Annotated in this window: 13 protein-coding genes; 10 read left to right on the top strand and 3 right to left on the bottom strand. The window is 72.3% G+C overall.

The annotated features are described in order from the left end of the window. Nucleotides 1-73 precede the first annotated feature (73 nt). Nucleotides 74-2041, bottom strand: coding sequence for an acetate--CoA ligase (gene acs / locus CGQ25_RS13210; RefSeq protein ID WP_208710337.1), 1968 nt, complete (start codon nt 2039-2041; stop codon nt 74-76). Nucleotides 2042-2326: 285 nt separating this feature from the next. On the opposite strand from acs, the gene CGQ25_RS13205 reads away from it, so the two are divergent. Genes CGQ25_RS13205 through CGQ25_RS13195 form a run of 3 tightly spaced genes read left to right on the top strand, consistent with a single transcriptional unit; the run spans nt 2327 to nt 5444 of the window. Beyond that, on the top strand, nt 2327-3937 hold the full coding sequence (locus CGQ25_RS13205) for a hypothetical protein (RefSeq protein ID WP_208713193.1): 1611 nt from the start codon (nt 2327-2329) through the stop codon (nt 3935-3937). Beyond that, nucleotides 3934-4770, top strand: a complete 837-nt coding sequence (gene nth / locus CGQ25_RS13200) for an endonuclease III (RefSeq protein WP_208713083.1) — start codon at nt 3934-3936, stop codon at nt 4768-4770. Before CGQ25_RS13205 ends, nth begins: the two co-directional genes overlap by 4 nt. Beyond that, entirely contained in the window at nt 4767-5444 is a 678-nt protein-coding gene (locus CGQ25_RS13195; RefSeq protein WP_208710336.1) for a CoA pyrophosphatase, read from the top strand. The genes nth and CGQ25_RS13195 overlap by 4 nt, the downstream gene beginning before the upstream one ends. Nucleotides 5445-5466: 22 nt before the next feature. Here the strand turns inward: CGQ25_RS13195 and CGQ25_RS13190 are convergent, their stop codons facing one another. Further along, nucleotides 5467-7161 carry a bifunctional 3'-5' exonuclease/DNA polymerase gene (locus CGQ25_RS13190; RefSeq protein ID WP_208710335.1) on the bottom strand — a complete coding sequence of 565 codons (1695 nt, stop codon included), beginning with the start codon at nt 7159-7161 and terminating at the stop codon, nt 5467-5469. Between the two features lie 122 nt (nt 7162-7283). Between CGQ25_RS13190 and ssd the strand changes: the two genes are divergently transcribed. The 7 genes from ssd to CGQ25_RS13155 all read left to right on the top strand — a co-directional run bounded on the left by ssd (nt 7284) and on the right by CGQ25_RS13155 (nt 12403). Further along, complete coding sequence (ssd, locus tag CGQ25_RS13185; protein WP_208710334.1) at nt 7284-8435, top strand: septum site-determining protein Ssd; 1152 nt, start codon at nt 7284-7286, stop codon at nt 8433-8435. Continuing rightward, nucleotides 8432-9616 (top strand): TadA family conjugal transfer-associated ATPase, encoded by a 1185-nt coding sequence (locus CGQ25_RS13180; protein ID WP_208710333.1) that lies wholly within the window; start codon nt 8432-8434, stop codon nt 9614-9616. The genes ssd and CGQ25_RS13180 overlap by 4 nt, the downstream gene beginning before the upstream one ends. A gap of 155 nt (nt 9617-9771) precedes the next feature. Next, on the top strand, nt 9772-10488 hold the full coding sequence (locus CGQ25_RS13175; protein WP_208710332.1) for a type II secretion system F family protein: 717 nt from the start codon (nt 9772-9774) through the stop codon (nt 10486-10488). Continuing rightward, nucleotides 10485-11087 carry a type II secretion system F family protein gene (locus tag CGQ25_RS13170; protein WP_208710331.1) on the top strand — a complete coding sequence of 201 codons (603 nt, stop codon included), beginning with the start codon at nt 10485-10487 and terminating at the stop codon, nt 11085-11087. Before CGQ25_RS13175 ends, CGQ25_RS13170 begins: the two co-directional genes overlap by 4 nt. Before the next feature lie 113 nt (nt 11088-11200). Beyond that, nucleotides 11201-11626 (top strand): DUF4244 domain-containing protein, encoded by a 426-nt coding sequence (locus CGQ25_RS18515; protein WP_255405309.1) that lies wholly within the window; start codon nt 11201-11203, stop codon nt 11624-11626. A 74-nt stretch (nt 11627-11700) separates the two neighbouring features. Continuing rightward, the gene (locus CGQ25_RS13160; RefSeq protein WP_369802225.1) at nt 11701-12006 is read left to right on the top strand and encodes a TadE family type IV pilus minor pilin; all 306 of its coding nucleotides are present in this window, start codon (nt 11701-11703) and stop codon (nt 12004-12006) included. A 16-nt stretch (nt 12007-12022) separates the two neighbouring features. After that, the gene (locus CGQ25_RS13155) at nt 12023-12403 is read left to right on the top strand and encodes an Rv3654c family TadE-like protein (protein ID WP_208710329.1); all 381 of its coding nucleotides are present in this window, start codon (nt 12023-12025) and stop codon (nt 12401-12403) included. Nucleotides 12404-12473: 70 nt separating this feature from the next. Here the strand turns inward: CGQ25_RS13155 and CGQ25_RS13150 are convergent, their stop codons facing one another. Next, entirely contained in the window at nt 12474-14864 is a 2391-nt protein-coding gene (locus CGQ25_RS13150) for a DEAD/DEAH box helicase (protein WP_208710328.1), read from the bottom strand. Nucleotides 14865-14913 lie beyond the last annotated feature (49 nt).

Below are 14913 nucleotides of genomic sequence, written 5' to 3'. Positions count from 1 at the left end.
CGCTCACGCCATACGACGGCGGCGCCCCACCCCCCGGGGGTGAGGCGCCGCCGTCGTGCGCTGGCGGGGCGCGCTACTTCCGCAGGTCCGCAGCGATCTTCTGCATGACCGTGGGGTCCGCCAGGGTCGTGGCGTCGCCCGGATCGCGGCCCTCCGCGACGTCCTTGAGGAGGCGGCGCATGATCTTGCCCGAGCGGGTCTTGGGCAGCTCGGGGACCACCAGGACGTGGCGCGGCTTGGCGATCGGGCCGATCTCGTGGCCCACGTGGGCGCGCAGGACGGTCGAGGGATCCTCTCCCTCGGCGATCTGCGCCTCGCCGCGCAGGATCACGAACGCCACGACGGCCTGGCCGGTCGTCTCGTCCGCTGCGCCCACGACGGCGGCCTCGGCCACCCACGGGTGGGAGACGAGGGCAGACTCGATCTCGGTCGTGGAGAGGCGGTGGCCGGAGACGTTCATGACGTCGTCGACGCGGCCCAGCAGCCAGATGTCGCCGTCGTCGTCCTTCTTGGCGCCGTCGCCCGCGAAGTACATGCCCTCGAAGCGGGACCAGTAGGTGTCCTTGAACCGCTCCGGGTCGCCCCAGATGTTGCGGAGCATGGCCGGCCACGGCTCGCGGATGACGAGGAAGCCCCCGTGGCCGTTCGGGACCGCGTGCCCGGCCTCGTCCACGACATCCACAGCGATGCCGGGCAGCGGGACCTGCGCCGAGCCCGGCTTCGTGGCCGTCACGCCGGGGAGCGGAGCGACCATGATCGCACCGGTCTCGGTCTGCCACCACGTGTCGACGATCGGCGCCTTCCCGTGCCCGATGACCTCGCGGTACCACATCCAGGCCTCGGGGTTGATCGGCTCGCCCACGGACCCGAGCACCCGGATGCTCGAGAGGTCGTACTTGGCCGGGATGTCCTGACCCCACTTCATCATGGTGCGGATCGCCGTCGGGGCGGTGTAGAGGATCGAGACCTTGTACTTCTCGACGATCTCCCACCAGCGGCCCTGGTGCGGGGAATCCGGGGTGCCCTCGTACATGACCTGGGTGGCGCCGTTGATGAGCGGGGCGTACGCGACGTAGGAGTGGCCGGTGACCCAGCCGATGTCCGCCGTGCACCAGTACACGTCCGTGTCCGGCTTGAGGTCGAACACCGCGGAGTGGGTGAAGGCGGTCTGCGTGAGGTAGCCGCCCGTGGTGTGCAGGATGCCCTTGGGCTTCCCCGTGGTGCCCGACGTGTAGAGGATGAACAGCGGGTGCTCTGAATCGTGGCCCACCGCGGTGTGCTCGGGGGAGGCGGCGCCCATGACCTCGGACCAGTGCAGGTCCCGGCCCTCGGTCCACTCGACGTCCTGGCCGTTGCGCTTGACCACCACGACGTGCTGGACGGTATGGCCGTCCTCGGCCAGGGCCTCGTCGACGGCCGGCTTGAGGGACGAGGGCTTGCCGCGGCGGTAGGTGCCGTCCGCGGTGACCACGAGCTTGGCCTCCGCATCGTCGATGCGCGAGCGCAGCGCCTCGGAGGAGAAGCCGCCGAACACGACAGAGTGGACCGCGCCGATGCGGGCGCAGGCCAGCATCGTCACGACAGCTTCAGGGATCATCGGCAGGTAGACCGCGACCCGGTCGCCCTTGGTGACCCCGAGGGACTCGAAAGCGTTCGCCGCGCGCTTCACCCTCTCAGTCAGGTCCGCGTAGGTGATGGTCTCGGTGTCTCCGGGCTCGCCCTCGAAGTAGATGGCCACCCGGTCGCCCAGACCGTTCTCGACGTGGCGGTCCAGAGCGTTGTACGCGGCGTTGACCTCGCCGCCGACGAACCACTTCGCGAACGGCGGGTTGGACCAGTCGAGCGCGGTCTCGAAGTCCTTGGACCACGTCAGAAGGGCCCGGGCCTGATCGGCCCAGAACGCGGGGCGATCGGCGCTGGCCTCTGCGTAGATGTCCTCCTGGACGTTCGCGGAGGCCGCGAACTCCTTCGACGGCGGGAACTGCCGCTCCTCGCGGAGCAGGTTCTCGAAGGCGTCTCCTTTGACGGTTTCCTGGGACATTGATGTCCTTTCGGCTCGTTCCTCGCGTGTTCCAGCCGGCGCTTCGCCCAGCCGGAGGACTCCCGCCTCCGGATGTGACGCCGCGCACTTCTGCTGCCTCTTCCACAGTAGCGCGGCTGGAGTCGCACGAACGTTGCGTCGATCACATTCCGGCGGTGGGCGGTCCGTTCCCTGCGCCGGGCGGTACGCGTCCGACGGCGAGCGGTCGCCTTCCGGAGCCCGCCCCATCTAGGTGGAGGCGCCGGGGTTTGGCTAGGCTGAACGGGAAGACCGAAGGAGTGACTCATGTCTGTTCCCAGCCAGAGCCCGTCCGAGGGGCGCCACAGCCAAGCCGTTCTCGGGCCGTTCACCGTCCGCGACCTGACCCTCTTCGGCGGTGTCCTCATCCTCTTCGTGGGCTCGCTCCTTCCGCTCCTCGAGCGCACCGTGCTGCTGAACCTGTGGAATTCGCAGAGCATCTTCTTCCTCGCGATCGGATTCCTCGTCCCGGCGGCGGCCGCTGCCCTCTTCGCCTGGCGCCGCGTCGAGCCGCACCGGCCCCTGCGGGTCGGGTCGCTCTCGGTGGACCAGTTCGCGTCCGTGGCGGCTGTCCTCTGCGCCTCCTACTTCTTCGTCTTCACGGTCATGACCCTCACACCGGGCGCCGTCGTCGGCCTCCTGGGCGCCGCGGGACTCCTGGCCTCCACGACCTTCGCGAGGCTGATCCCGGCGTTCGCCGCCGACTTCGCCGACCGGCCGGAGTCGCCCGCGCACATCGTGGCCCGTGACGCAGCACGCCCCGCTCCCAAGGCCCCTCACGGGAAGTCGGAAGACCGGGCTGCGCGCGAGCCCCGAGCCTCAGTGCCGGCGGGGGGTGCTGTGCAGGCGGGGGGTGCTGCGCCGGCTGCAGGGGGTGCTGCCGCCGCCGCGGCCGCCGCAGGAGCGTGGGGAGCGTCCACTGCCGGAGCGTGGGGCTCGCACCCGGGCGAGCCCGAAGGCGCGGGAGAGCCGTCGCCTGCCGAGTCTCCCCGCCCAGCAGCGGCGTGGGCGCGCCCGGCCGAGGCGTCCTCGTCCCCGAGCGGCGCGTCGTCGGCGGCCGGGGAGCTGCCCGAGGACACCCCTGTCGCGGACGACATCACTGCAGGCGGCACAGACCAGGGACCCTCGGCCGGGCGCGGCACTGAGGGCGGCTCCCATGCGGCGGGTGCCCGCTCGGAATCCGACGGCGCCGCACCGGCGGACGTCGCACCGGCGGAGGTCGCACCCGCCGAGGCCACCCCCACGGATGCCCCGAGTGCGGGCGGCGGTGACCTCGCCTCGCGGATCCTCTCTACCGAACCGCAGCCGCCCACTCGCGTCTCCCCAGCGGTGGATCCCACCCTCGGTGGGGGAACCTACGCGCAGGCCGACGGCGAGGCGTACGGTGCTCCGCAACCCGCCGTCGCCGAACCGGTGTCGGTCGAACATGCAGCACCGGAACCGGCGGCACCCGGAGCGGCAGCGCCGGGACCAGCAGCACCAGGGCCGGCGGCACCCGAGCAGGCGGCGTCGAAGGCTCCTGGAGCCGGGCGGGAACCGGAGGAATCTGTGCGCTCCGCTGGCGAGCCTGCGGCGTCGGCACCCCCAACCGCAGTCTTCCCGGCGTGGTCCGGCCAGTCAGCGGACGAGCCCGACCGTTCACAGGGAATTGAGGCGAGCGGGCCCTACGAGGAACCGGAAGCCCAGTATGAGGCGTTCTGGTTCGCGGTGAGCCAGCCCCGCACTGCCGTGGATCCCACCACTGGCCAGCCCGTGTTTCCACTCGAGCCCGGCCAATGGATCCTCGCCCTTCAGGACCGCGGGCATGAGTTCGTGGTCCAGAGCACGGACGGGCGCGTGGGAGTCCTTCGCGACCTGTCCGGAATCGAGCGGGGCTGAGCCGGCCGGCGGGGGCGTCGACGCGTCGCCGCCTCACCCCGGACGAATCCCCGCTCGCGCTCAAGCGGCGGGCCCGGAAGATCAACCGGGTGCTCGCCGAACAGTATCCGTACGCGCACGCAGAGCTCGACTTCCGGAATCCGTTCGAGCTTCTGGTCGCCACCGTCCTGAGCGCCCAGACCACCGACGTCCGCGTGAACCAGGTGACGCCCGTCCTCTTCGCCCGCTACCCGGACGCGCGGTCCCTCTCTGAAGCCGAGCTGACGGGCATCGAGGAGATCATCCGTCCCACAGGGTTCTTCCGGGCCAAGGCGAAGAGCCTCCACACCCTCTCCCAGCGCATCGTGGACGAGTTCGACGGCGTCGTCCCCGGCACGCTTGCCGAGCTGGTCACGCTTCCTGGAGTGGGACGGAAGACGGCGAACGTCGTCCTCGGCAACGCCTTCGGCGTTCCCGGCATCACGGTCGACACACACTTCGGGCGACTCGCCAAGAGGTTCGGGTGGACGGCCTCGGACGACCCCGTCGTGGTGGAGCGCGACGTGATGGAGCTCTTCGAACCCCGCGACTGGACCATGCTCTCCCACAGGGTCGTCTTCCACGGCCGGCGGGTGTGTCTGACACGTCGGCCCGCCTGCGGCGCCTGCGCGGTGGCGGCGCTGTGCCCCTCTTTCGGGGAAGGCGAGACCGATCCCGCGAAGGCGCGGAAACTGCTCCGCTTTGAGCTCGCCCCGGGGAAGGAAGCACTCCACGCCGAGATGCTCGCGAACACCGACAACGCCGCGGCCATCCGGCAGCGGGCCGAGTCCGACGCCGCGGGGGTGTCCCCGTGAGCGCGCGCAGCGACCTCCAGGCTCTCGTGGCCGCGATCCTGGCCGGTGAGAAGGATCCCTTCGATCGGCGGTGGCACCCCCGGACGCTCAAGGGGGACTACCGCTCGGCTGCGGTGCTCGTCCTCTTCGGCGTCCTCGACGAAGTCCCTGCCGTCTCCCAGCGCCCGATCGCCCCCGCGGACCTTGACGTGCTGCTCCTCGAGCGCGCTCCGGAGCTCGACGCCCACCCCGGCCAGGTGGCCTTTCCCGGCGGCAGCCGGGACCAGGAGGACGCCACGCTCGTCGCCTGCGCCCTTCGGGAAGCGGCCGAGGAGACCGGACTGGACCCGGCAGGCGTCGAGGTTCTCGGTGAACTCCCGCCTCTGGGCATGGCGTACACCGGGTTCCTCGTGACCCCGGTGATCGGGTGGTGGGCATCGCCGTCGCCGGTCGATGTCGTGGACTACCGGGAGTCCGCGCAGGTCTTCAGGACCCCAGTGCGGGACCTGCTCGACCCGGACAACCGGGTCATGGTCGTGTTCTACCGGGGCGGGTCCCGGTTCGCGAGCCCCGGCTTCACCGTCAACGGTGTGCTGGTCTGGGGGTTCACCGCCATGGTGCTCGACTCGCTGTTCACCGCCCTCGGCTGGACCGTCCCGTGGGACCGCACCCACGAATACCGCCTCGAGCTCTGACCCGCGGTCCCTCCTGCGTGCGCTATTTCGCCTGATCGTACGATTCGACGACGGCGACGCTCAGCGGGAACTCGACCGGCACGCCTGGGAACAGGAGCCTCCCTGCGGCACGCGCTGCGTCCCGTACCGCGTGCGCACACGCCTCGGCGGCCGCCTCTTCTGCGTGGACCATGACCTCGTCGTGGAGGAAGTACGTGAGCTCGGCGCGGAGCCCCCGCTCGCGGAGCCCGCGCAGCCGTCCACGCAGTTCCGCCATCCAGCACTCGGCCCACTCCGCGGCCGTTCCCTGGACGACGAAGTTGCGCGTGAACCGCCCCCGCTCCCTGGCGAGCGCGTCAGCGCGTCGCTGCTCCTCGGCGCTGCCCGTGCGCTGGGACGCCGTCCAGCGCGCGGATGGCGGTGGTGTGCTGCGGCCGAGGTGCGTCGTGACCGTGAGGCCGCGTTCGCCGTCGCGCGCGGCCTTCTCGACGAACCCGACCGCGTGGGGGTAGAGCCGCGCAAGCTTCGGCATGAGGCGCCCCGATTCGCCCGTGGTGGCGCCATAGATCGCCCCGAGCAGGGCGACCTTCGCCTGCGACCGGTCACCGCCGAACCCGGCCGCGGCAATCCCGGCGTAGAGGTCCCGGTCGCGTGCGGCCTCCGCCATCGCGCCGTCCTCCGCGAGTGCGGCCAGGATCCGCGGCTCGAGCTGGGAGGCATCGGCGACGATCAGGCGGTGGCCCGGGCGTGCCCTCGCCGCTGGCCGGACCTCTGCGGGGATCTGCATCGCGCCGCCGCCGCGCGAGGACCAGCGCCCGGTCACGACACCTCCGACCGTGTAGTCGGGACGGAAACGGCCGTCGATGACCCACGTGTCGAGCCAGGCCCAGCCGTGCGCGGACAGCAGGCGAGCCATCTTCTTGTACTCCAGCAGCGGCAGGATGGCCGGGTGGGTGTACCTGCGGAGTTCCCACGCCCGGGTTGTCTGCGCCTCGATGCCCTCGCGGCGCAGCGCGCGCATGAGCTCCTGAGGCGAGTCGGGGTTGAGCGCAGGCGCGTTCAGCAGGGAGCGGAGCTCGCGGGCCTTCTGCTCGAGCAGCGCGGGCCGGGCTGTTCCCACGGGACGCGGCCCCAGGCGGTCGCAGAGGATGGCGTCGTGGACGGTGGCGTCCCAGGGGACTCCGGCATGCCGCATCTCCGCGGCAGCCAGGGCCCCGGCCGATTCGGCGGCCAGGAGCAGGGCGAGGCGGGGCCTGTGGGGCGAACCGGCGACGGCCGCCAGCTGGCTGTGCAGCTCCTCGGCCAGCAGCTCAGGCCCGAAGCCGCCCGCCGGCCCGTTCTCGATCGGCACCTCGTCGAAGAGCGCGTCCTGATAGGGCGATGCTCCTGACGGCAGGCGGTGCGGAATCCCGTCGCCGGCGTCGTGAGGGGATCCGGCGACGCCGGCAGCCGGCGCGTACTGGCCTCCGACGACGTACGACGAATGGCTGAGGATCGCCGCGCAGAGCGACAGGTCGTGGCACCGTCCCAGGGGGACGCCAGCGTGGAGCAGCCGGGGATACCAGTCCCCGGTGCGCAGCCACACCCACCGCGGGCCGTCCTGTGCCTCGATGCGCGCAGCCTCCGCGGGGAAGCGGCTTCGTGGGACCACGTCCGGTCTGGCGACGGGACGGCCTGCGCGGTCCAGCCTCTGCAGTGCCACGCCTCCGTCCGGAGTGGTTGCCACGAGTTCGTACACCCGTCCATTCTTCCCCGCGATCAGCCGCCCCTTTACTCCTCCACAGGCGGGGGTCGGGGCGTGTTGTCCACATAGGCGCAGCCCAGCTTCCAGTGGTCGCGTTGCCTCGTGAGGCTGGGGGCATGGACAGGCAAGAGCAGGGCAGGCCGGAAGCGGGCGGATGGGTCCCCGGCACCGCCGCAGCGGTGTGCTGCATCACCGCCGACGAGGGCCTGAGGGAGGACTGCGCGCGGGCTGCGGCGGTTGCGGGCGCGGCGTTCGAGGCGGCGTCGTCCGCGGGGGAGGCTGCGGCGCTCTGGTCCCGAGCCGACCTGGTGCTCGTGGGTGCCGACGTGGTGGAACTTCCGCCGCAGCGCAGGGATGCCGCGGTCCTTGTCGGGCGCGGGTCCGACCGCGGCCTACTCTGGCAGCGCGCGGCGGATCTGGGCGTCGACCACGTGGCGGAGCTGCCCGAGGCCGCCGAGTGGCTGGTCGAGTTCCTGGGACGCCGCGGATCGGACCGGTCATCGGGGTCCGTCGTGGGCGTGGTGGGCGGCTGTGGGGGAGCGGGGGCGAGCACCGCCGCGGCTCTGATCGCCGGGGCCGCCGCGCTCGACGGCGCTTCCGTCCTCCTCGTCGACGGGGACCGCTTGGCGGGGGGCCTTGAGGCGTCGGTGAGCGAGCGCGGCGCCGAAGGGCTTCACTGGCCGGATCTGATCTCAGCGAGCGGGACGATCAACCCGGAGCAGCTCCGTTCGGCCCTCCCCCGTGTCAGGGGCGTCGGACTTCTGTCCTGGCCAGCGAGCTCCCAGCGGGCAGCGAGGATCGGCGCCGCGGCGGTGTCGGGGGCAATCGAAGCAGCGCGGTCCGCGTTCGACCTCGTGGTCGCGGACGTCGGTCGGGGACGGGAAGGACTGGAGGACTTCGCATGGGCGTGCGACCGTCTCCTCGTCGTCGTCCCGGGCCGTCTGGGCGGCGCGCTGTCCGCGGCGCAGCTTCTCCACGAGCTGCCGCCGGTGCCGGTGGGAGCCCTGGTGAGGGGACGCCCCGCCGAGGGAATCGATGCGGAGCAGCTCGCCGAGGCGGTCGACTGCCCGCTGGTCGGCACGGTGCCGCACGTCCGCGGCATCCCCGTCGCGGCGGAGGCAGGGCGCCTCCTCGAATTCTCCCGGCTCCGGGCCTTCCGCCGGCTCGCGGGCACGGTGCTGGACGGAGCTCACCTGCCCATGGACGACGGCGAGGCGCTCGCCGTGGGCGCGAGGCTGGCCTCACGCGGTCGGAGGGCCGGGCGATGAGGGTGCAGCGGGTCATCGACCGCGACCTCCTCGACTCCGTGCGCCGGACCGTCCTGTCGGAGCCGGGTCCGGTGACGACGGCGCGCATCGCGGCAGCCGTCCACGACAGCGGCCGGCTGCTGGGGACGGCCGGTGCGCTTGCCGCCGTCGAGCTCATCTCCGCGGAGCTGCGCGGACTGGGCCCGCTGCAGGTCCTCGCCAACGACCCCGCAGTGACGGACATCTTCGTCAATGCCCCGGACGACGTCTGGTTCGACCAGGGACGCGGTCTGGAACGGAGCCGCGTCTCGTTCCCGTCCGAGGACGCGGTGCGCTCGCTGGCCGTACGCCTCGTGGCCGCTGCTGGACGCCGACTGGACGAGAGCTGCCCGTGCGTGGATGTCCGGCTTCCCGAAGGATACCGGGTCCACGCAGTCCTGCCGCCCGTCTCCACCGGTGGGACGCTCCTGTCCGTGCGCATCCGGCGGGAACGCAGCCTGACCCTCGACGAACTCGTCGATGCGGGCACCGTCCTGCCTGACCAACGGCTGGTCCTCGAGGCCCTGGTCGAGCAGCGGTGCAGCTTCCTCGTCAGCGGTGCCACCGGGTCGGGGAAGACAACACTGCTGAGCACCCTCTTGGGACTTGTCCCCCAGAGCGGGCGCATCGTCCTGATCGAGGACGCAGCAGAACTGGCCCCCAACCACGATCACGCCGTCACCCTGGAGGCGCGCCACGGCAACGTCGAGGGGGCCGGGAGCGTGGACCTCGCCGACCTCGTCCGGCAGGCGCTGCGGATGCGGCCGGACTGGCTCGTGGTGGGCGAGTGCCGGGGTGCGGAGGTCCGCGAGCTGCTTGCTGCCCTGAACACCGGCCACAGCGGCGCTGGCACGATCCATGCGAACACGGCCCGGTCCGTCGTGGCCAGGCTCGCAGCGCTCGGCGCTCTCGCGGGGCTCGGCCCCGAGGCAACGGCCCTGCAGGCCGCCAGCGCACTCGACGCCGTGGTCCACCTCGAGCGCAGCGCGGCGGGCCGGAGGGTCGCGAGCATCGCGGCAGTCCGCGAACAGGGCGGGGTGCTCGTCATCGAGGACGCCCTCGTCCGGCCACCCGGGGAGTCTCGGTCGTGCGGGCGCGGACCGGGATGGCCGGCGCTCGCTGCGCTGACCGGAGCGGGCCTCGGACGGGAGACGGGGGCATGAGCGGCGACTGGGGTGCCTCCGCTGCGGTCACGATAGGCCTGTTCGCGGGGGCCGTGCTCGCGCAGCACCGTGCGGGAGCGGCATGTCTGCGGAAGCCCCTGCGGTCCGCCGATGGCGCCGTCGGAGGGGCAGCGGGGAGGCGGAGGGGAGTCCCGGTGTCCGTTGCCACGGGTCGGGCCCCGTGGCGCGGCAGGCGGCATGCGAGTCCCGCGGAGGAACTCCAGAGCGTCGCGATCCTCGTGGCCGAGCTCTCGGCGCTCCTCCGGGCCGGCCGCAGCCCCGTCCAGATGTGGCACCAGGCCGCGGCAAGCCACGCCGGTCCGGGATCCAGCGAGGAACGGGGACCGCGGGCGGGCCGGAGCGCGTCGGGTGGCGCCACCGACCCGGAGGGCGCGCACGGGCCCGCGGGGGAGGCCGCGTTCGTCCTCTCGGCCGCTGCGCGCGCCGCGCAGCTCGGGCGACCCGTCGGCGACGCGATCCGTTCGGCGGCCGCTGGCCGGCGCCGGGGAAGCCGCGGCAGTGCGCTGTGGGAGGGACCGTGGACCAGCGTCGCAGCGTGCATTGAGACCGCGGAGGCCTCGGGCAGCCCGCTGGCAGGAGTTCTCGACAGGCTTGCTGCGCTCCTCGAGGCAGACGCGGATGCGGCGGCCGCGCGCGCCGTCGCCCTCGCCGGACCCCGCGCCACAGCGCAGGTGCTGAGCGTCCTCCCCGTGGCAGGGCTCGGTCTCGGGTTCCTCATGGGAGCCGATCCCGTCGGGGTGCTGCTGTCCACGCCGGTGGGTGCCGCGTGCCTCTCGCTCGGCGCGATCCTCACCCTTGCCGGGCGCTGGTGGTCAGCCCGGCTGGTTCGTTCCGCATCGGAGGCCCGATGAGCGTCCTCCTGGCGGTCGGCATCCTGGCTGGGGTGCTGGGGAGTTCACTCGCGCTGCGCGGGGCCACCTTCCGACTCCCTCTGCATCTTCCACCGGACTCCCGTGGGCGGCAGTCTTCCGCGCGCGATGCGGGAACCCGTCTTCTGGGCGCGCCGTCGGTCCGCTCGGGCGCCGACGAGGTCCCGCTGCTCCTGGAGCTGTTGGGGGCAATGCTCCAGGCGGGACTGAGTCTGCAGCGCGCGCTGGCAGTCGCGGCACGCATTCCCGGTCCCGAGTCAGAGGCCCTGGGGAGAGCGGCGGCCGCCCTCGAACTCGGCGTCGCATGGGAGCACGCCTGGCCGGCCTCGGGACAGGACATGTCGGCGGCGGGCCGTGAGCTCAGGGACGCACTGCATTTCGCCGCCGCGACCGGCGCGCCATCGGCCGAGCTCCTCTTCTCAAGAGCAGGCCAGATCCGCCGGCGCCGGCACCGCGAGCTTGAACGCCGCGCCGCCGCTCTGGGAGTCCGGCTGGTCGTCCCCCTGGGCGTCTGCTCGCTGCCGGCGTTCCTCTGCCTCGGCGTCGTGCCCGTCCTCCTCGCCATGCTTCCTTCCCCCTGATCCACGCCCCGGCTGACCGGCCACGAAGACTCCTGCCGCTTCCCGGCAGGCGGCGTCCCGACGCCACCTCCTTCCGACAGCAGTCGGAGGGACCCCACCCACAAGGAGGAACCATGTCCACCACCGCGATGGCAGCCGCTTGGCTCGATCCCAGCGCCGGCCCGGCTCCAGAAGCACTCCCGCGCTCAGAATCGATCCGGACCAAGGAACCGCTCGCGGGCTCCGCATCCCTCCCGGTGCACGCAGAAAGGCTCGCCCAGGTCGTCGAGCTGTATCCGGCGACGGGCAGACGACGCCCCGACGGCGCTCCCCGCCGCTCCGGCCGGCCGGTGCGCCGTCGCTGGTCGGCCAGGCTTCAGAGGCTGGCCCGCGGACTCGCGCGGCGGATGTCTGGGCAGGCCGGCATGGCGACCGCAGAATATGCGATCGCCACTCTGGGCGCTGTGGCCTTCGCAGGGCTGCTCGTGGTGATCATGCGCAGCGACGAGGTCCGCGGATTCCTGCTCGGCATCATCCGCGCGGCCCTCGCCCTGCCGTGACCAGGACCCCGAGGGACGTCAGGCGCGGGAAAGGTCCGGCGTCCCTCCGGGGAGCAGTCACCGCAGAATTCGCGGTGGCCATCCCGGCGGTCATTCTGCTCCTCGGCCTCCTGCTTGCAGCGGTGTCGGCCGGCGTGGCGCAGATACGCGTCGAGGAGGCCGCCCGTTCGGCGGCGAGGACGCTTGCCCGAGGAGACGATCCGGATGCAGTGGCCCAGGAGGTCCGCCGCATCGCGGGAGGGGAGGCGGAGCATACCGTTGAGCCAGGCGCGGGCACGGTGACCGTCAGGGTCTCCTCCGCCGTGCCGGGTCCGGTCGCCGCGGCCGCCGGACTGCGCGTCGCGGCCTCGGCGACCCTGGCCCTCGAGGGATCCCGATGACCATGGCCGGGTACCCATGACGGGCTGGCTCGGAAGGACGCGCCCGAGGGGAACCGAACGAGAGCGCGGCGCCGGCACCGTCCTTGCCCTCGGACTGGGCCTGCTCCTGATCGCGGCCTGCGCGGCCGTGCTGACGCTGGCGCAGGCTCTCTCCTCGGCAGCCAAGGCGGCGTCCGCCGCTGACCTCGCGGCCCTCGCGGCGGCCGACGCCGAACGCGGCCTCCGCAGCGGGAATCCGTGTGAGCTCGCGGGGACCGTGGCTTCCCTCAACGGTGCAGGCCTTGCCTCGTGCGAGGTCGAGGTCGCCGGACGCACCGTGCGCGTCGTCGTGCAGGTCACCACCGGAGCGCCGTGGGGGCCCGCGATCGGACGCGCCAGAGCTGGCCCCCCGGCGTGAGCACGCGCGGCAGCAGGGCCCGGCGGATCTGCACTGCGCACCGACCTCGCGCGTCTACTCCTGGGGCCTACTACTGCGCATCTACCCCTGCCGGCCTTCCTGCTGCGGGCGTGGCCTGCGCGGACGACTCCGGGCGACGCGAGTGGGCGAGGATCGTCCCGAGCAGGGATACAGCCCCCGCCTTGTCCAAGGGGTTGTTCTTGTTGCCGCACTTGGGACTCTGGACGCACGAGGGGCACCCGGCCTCGCATTCACAGCCCTCGATGGCCTCGCGGGTCGCAGTGAGCCACTCCCGGACCCTCTCGTACCCGCGCTCCGCGAACCCGGCGCCGCCCGGGTGCCCGTCGTAGACGAAGATCGTCGGCTGCTCGGTGTCGGCGTGCAGAGCCGTTGAGACGCCGCCGACGTCCCAGCGGTCGCTCGCCGCCACCAGCGGGAGGAGACCGATTGCGGCGTGTTCAGCTGCGTGCAGGGCTCCGGGGAACTGGGCCTCGAGCAGGCCGCCCGAGGCGATCGTCGGCGCGGGGACCGTCAGCCAGACGGCCTTGGTGAACAGGTCGCGCGCGCCGAGGTCCAGGGGCTCCTCGCCCAAGACCTCATTCGAGACGAGCGCCTTGCGCTGGAAGGAGACCACCTGAGTCGTCACCCTGACCTCGCCGAAGTGGACGCCCACCGGGCCCCACTGCTCCGCACGGAGCTCGCTGATCACCTCGACGGTCGTGATGTCGCGCGCCGTCGTGTAGTAGTCGGGGTTCACCCTCTCGACCACCACGCAGTGCTCCGCCTCGTTGAGCTCGCGCACGAGGTAGCTCGCGCCCTGATGGACGTAGATCGCGCCCTCGTGGGCCTGGTAGTGGGTCTGAGGCGAGTCCATCGAACCCAGCAGCAGCCCGGTCTCCGCCTCGATGATGCTCACCGGGCCACCCCCGTCTGCGCGCAGGCTGACCATCGCCGCCGCGCTTTCCGGGTGGGTCCAGAACCAGCCGGACGGTCGGCGGCGGAGGTAGCCCTGGGCCTCGAGCTGGGCAAGGAGCCCCTCCGCGGCGGGGCCGAACAGGGCCAGGTCGGCCGGACCGATCGGCTTCTCCGCCGCGGCTGCGCACAGGTGGGGCCCGAGGACGTAGGGGTTGGAGGGATCGAGGACGGTCGCCTCGATCGACGTGTCGAAGATGGCCTCCGGATGGTTGACGAAGTAGGTGTCCAGCGGATCGTCGCTGGCGACAAACGCGGCAAGCGCCTCCTGGCCCGAACGGCCGGCCCGGCCGATCTGCTGGAAGAACGACGCGCGGGTCCCCGGCCACCCTGCGACGAGCACGGCGTCGAGCCCCGAGATGTCGATGCCGAGTTCGAGCGCCGACGTGCTGGCGACACCGAGGAGCTCCCCCGAGCGGAGCCGACGCTCCAGCTCCCGGCGCTCCTCCGGCAGGTATCCGGACCGGTAGGCCGCCACACGGCCCGGGAGGCTCGGGTCCACATCGTCCAGGTGCCGCTGCGCGATCGACGAGATCGACTCGGCTCCGCGGCGGGACTTGATGAACGCGATTGTCCGCACCCGCGCGGAGACCAGGTTCGCGAGGAGGTCCGCTGTTTCGGCGATCGCCGTGCGCCGCTGGGGGGCGCCGTTCTCTCCCTTCGCCTCGGTCAGCGCCGGCTCCCAGAAGGCGACCTCCGTCGCGCCGTGGGGAGAACCGTCCCCTGTGACGGCGCAGACCTCGGCGCCGACGAGCCGCCCCATCGACGCCTCGGGGTCGCCGGACGTGGCGGAGGCGCCGATGAAGGTCGGGGTGGAACCGTAGTGCTGGCAGATCCGGCGCAGGCGGCGGAGCAGGTTTGCCACATGGGAGCCGAAGACCCCGCGGTAGCTGTGCGCCTCGTCGATCACCACGAAGCGGAGCCGGCGGAAGAACGAGGACCACCAGGCGTGATTGGGCAGGATCCCGAAGTGCAGCATGTCCGGGTTGGCCAGGACCACATTCGCATGCTCGCGGATCCACCTCCTTGCCGACTGCTCCGTATCGCCGTCGTAGGTTTCCGCCCGGACGGTCGGGAGCCGAAGCGCCCGGATCGCGGCGAGCTGGTCCGCCGCGAGCGCCTTCGTGGGGGACAGGTAGAGCACGACGGCGCCGTCGTCGTGAAGGCGGCCCGGATGTGCGGCGGTCCGCAGTTCGGACCGGTGGACGGCGTCCAGGGCGGGCAGCTGGTAGGCAAGAGACTTCCCGGAGGCGGTGCCGGTGGCGAGGACGACGTGGGTGCCGCCATGGGCGAGATCCGCCGCGGCGACCTGATGGGTGTACGGCTCGTGGATGCCCAGGGTGCGGTAGGCCTCGATGAGGTCGGGATGGGCCCACTGCGGCCACGGCGCGAACTGGGCGCTGCGGGCAGGCAGGACGCGGAGGTGGCGCAGTTGGTCAGGATCGGCTGAGAAGCCGAGGAGGGTCACGAGGGAGTCAAGCGCTGCCACCCGAGCATTCTGCCAGCCTCGGCTGGAGAGCGTCGGGGAGCGCTGCAGC

This window comes from Sinomonas sp. R1AF57 (assembly GCF_002224485.1).
GTDB lineage: Bacteria > Actinomycetota > Actinomycetes > Actinomycetales > Micrococcaceae > Sinomonas > Sinomonas flava.
The sequence above is the reverse complement of the archived record's forward strand: the minus strand, read 5'-3'. Positions and strand labels throughout refer to the sequence as shown.

Bases quoted from the DNA above. Each gene is read 5' to 3' on its own strand.
- CGQ25_RS13170 (WP_208710331.1), top strand. From the start codon at position 10,485: ATGAGCGTCCTCCTGGCGGTCGGCATCCTGGCTGGGGTGCTGGGGAGT.
- ssd (WP_208710334.1), top strand. From the start codon at position 7,284: ATGGACAGGCAAGAGCAGGGCAGGCCGGAAGCGGGCGGATGGGTCCCC.
- CGQ25_RS13205 (WP_208713193.1), top strand. From the start codon at position 2,327: ATGTCTGTTCCCAGCCAGAGCCCGTCCGAGGGGCGCCACAGCCAAGCC.
- CGQ25_RS18515 (WP_255405309.1), top strand. From the start codon at position 11,201: ATGTCCACCACCGCGATGGCAGCCGCTTGGCTCGATCCCAGCGCCGGC.
- CGQ25_RS13155 (WP_208710329.1), top strand. From the start codon at position 12,023: ATGACGGGCTGGCTCGGAAGGACGCGCCCGAGGGGAACCGAACGAGAG.
- CGQ25_RS13180 (WP_208710333.1), top strand. From the start codon at position 8,432: ATGAGGGTGCAGCGGGTCATCGACCGCGACCTCCTCGACTCCGTGCGC.
- acs (WP_208710337.1), bottom strand. From the start codon at position 2,041: ATGTCCCAGGAAACCGTCAAAGGAGACGCCTTCGAGAACCTGCTCCGC.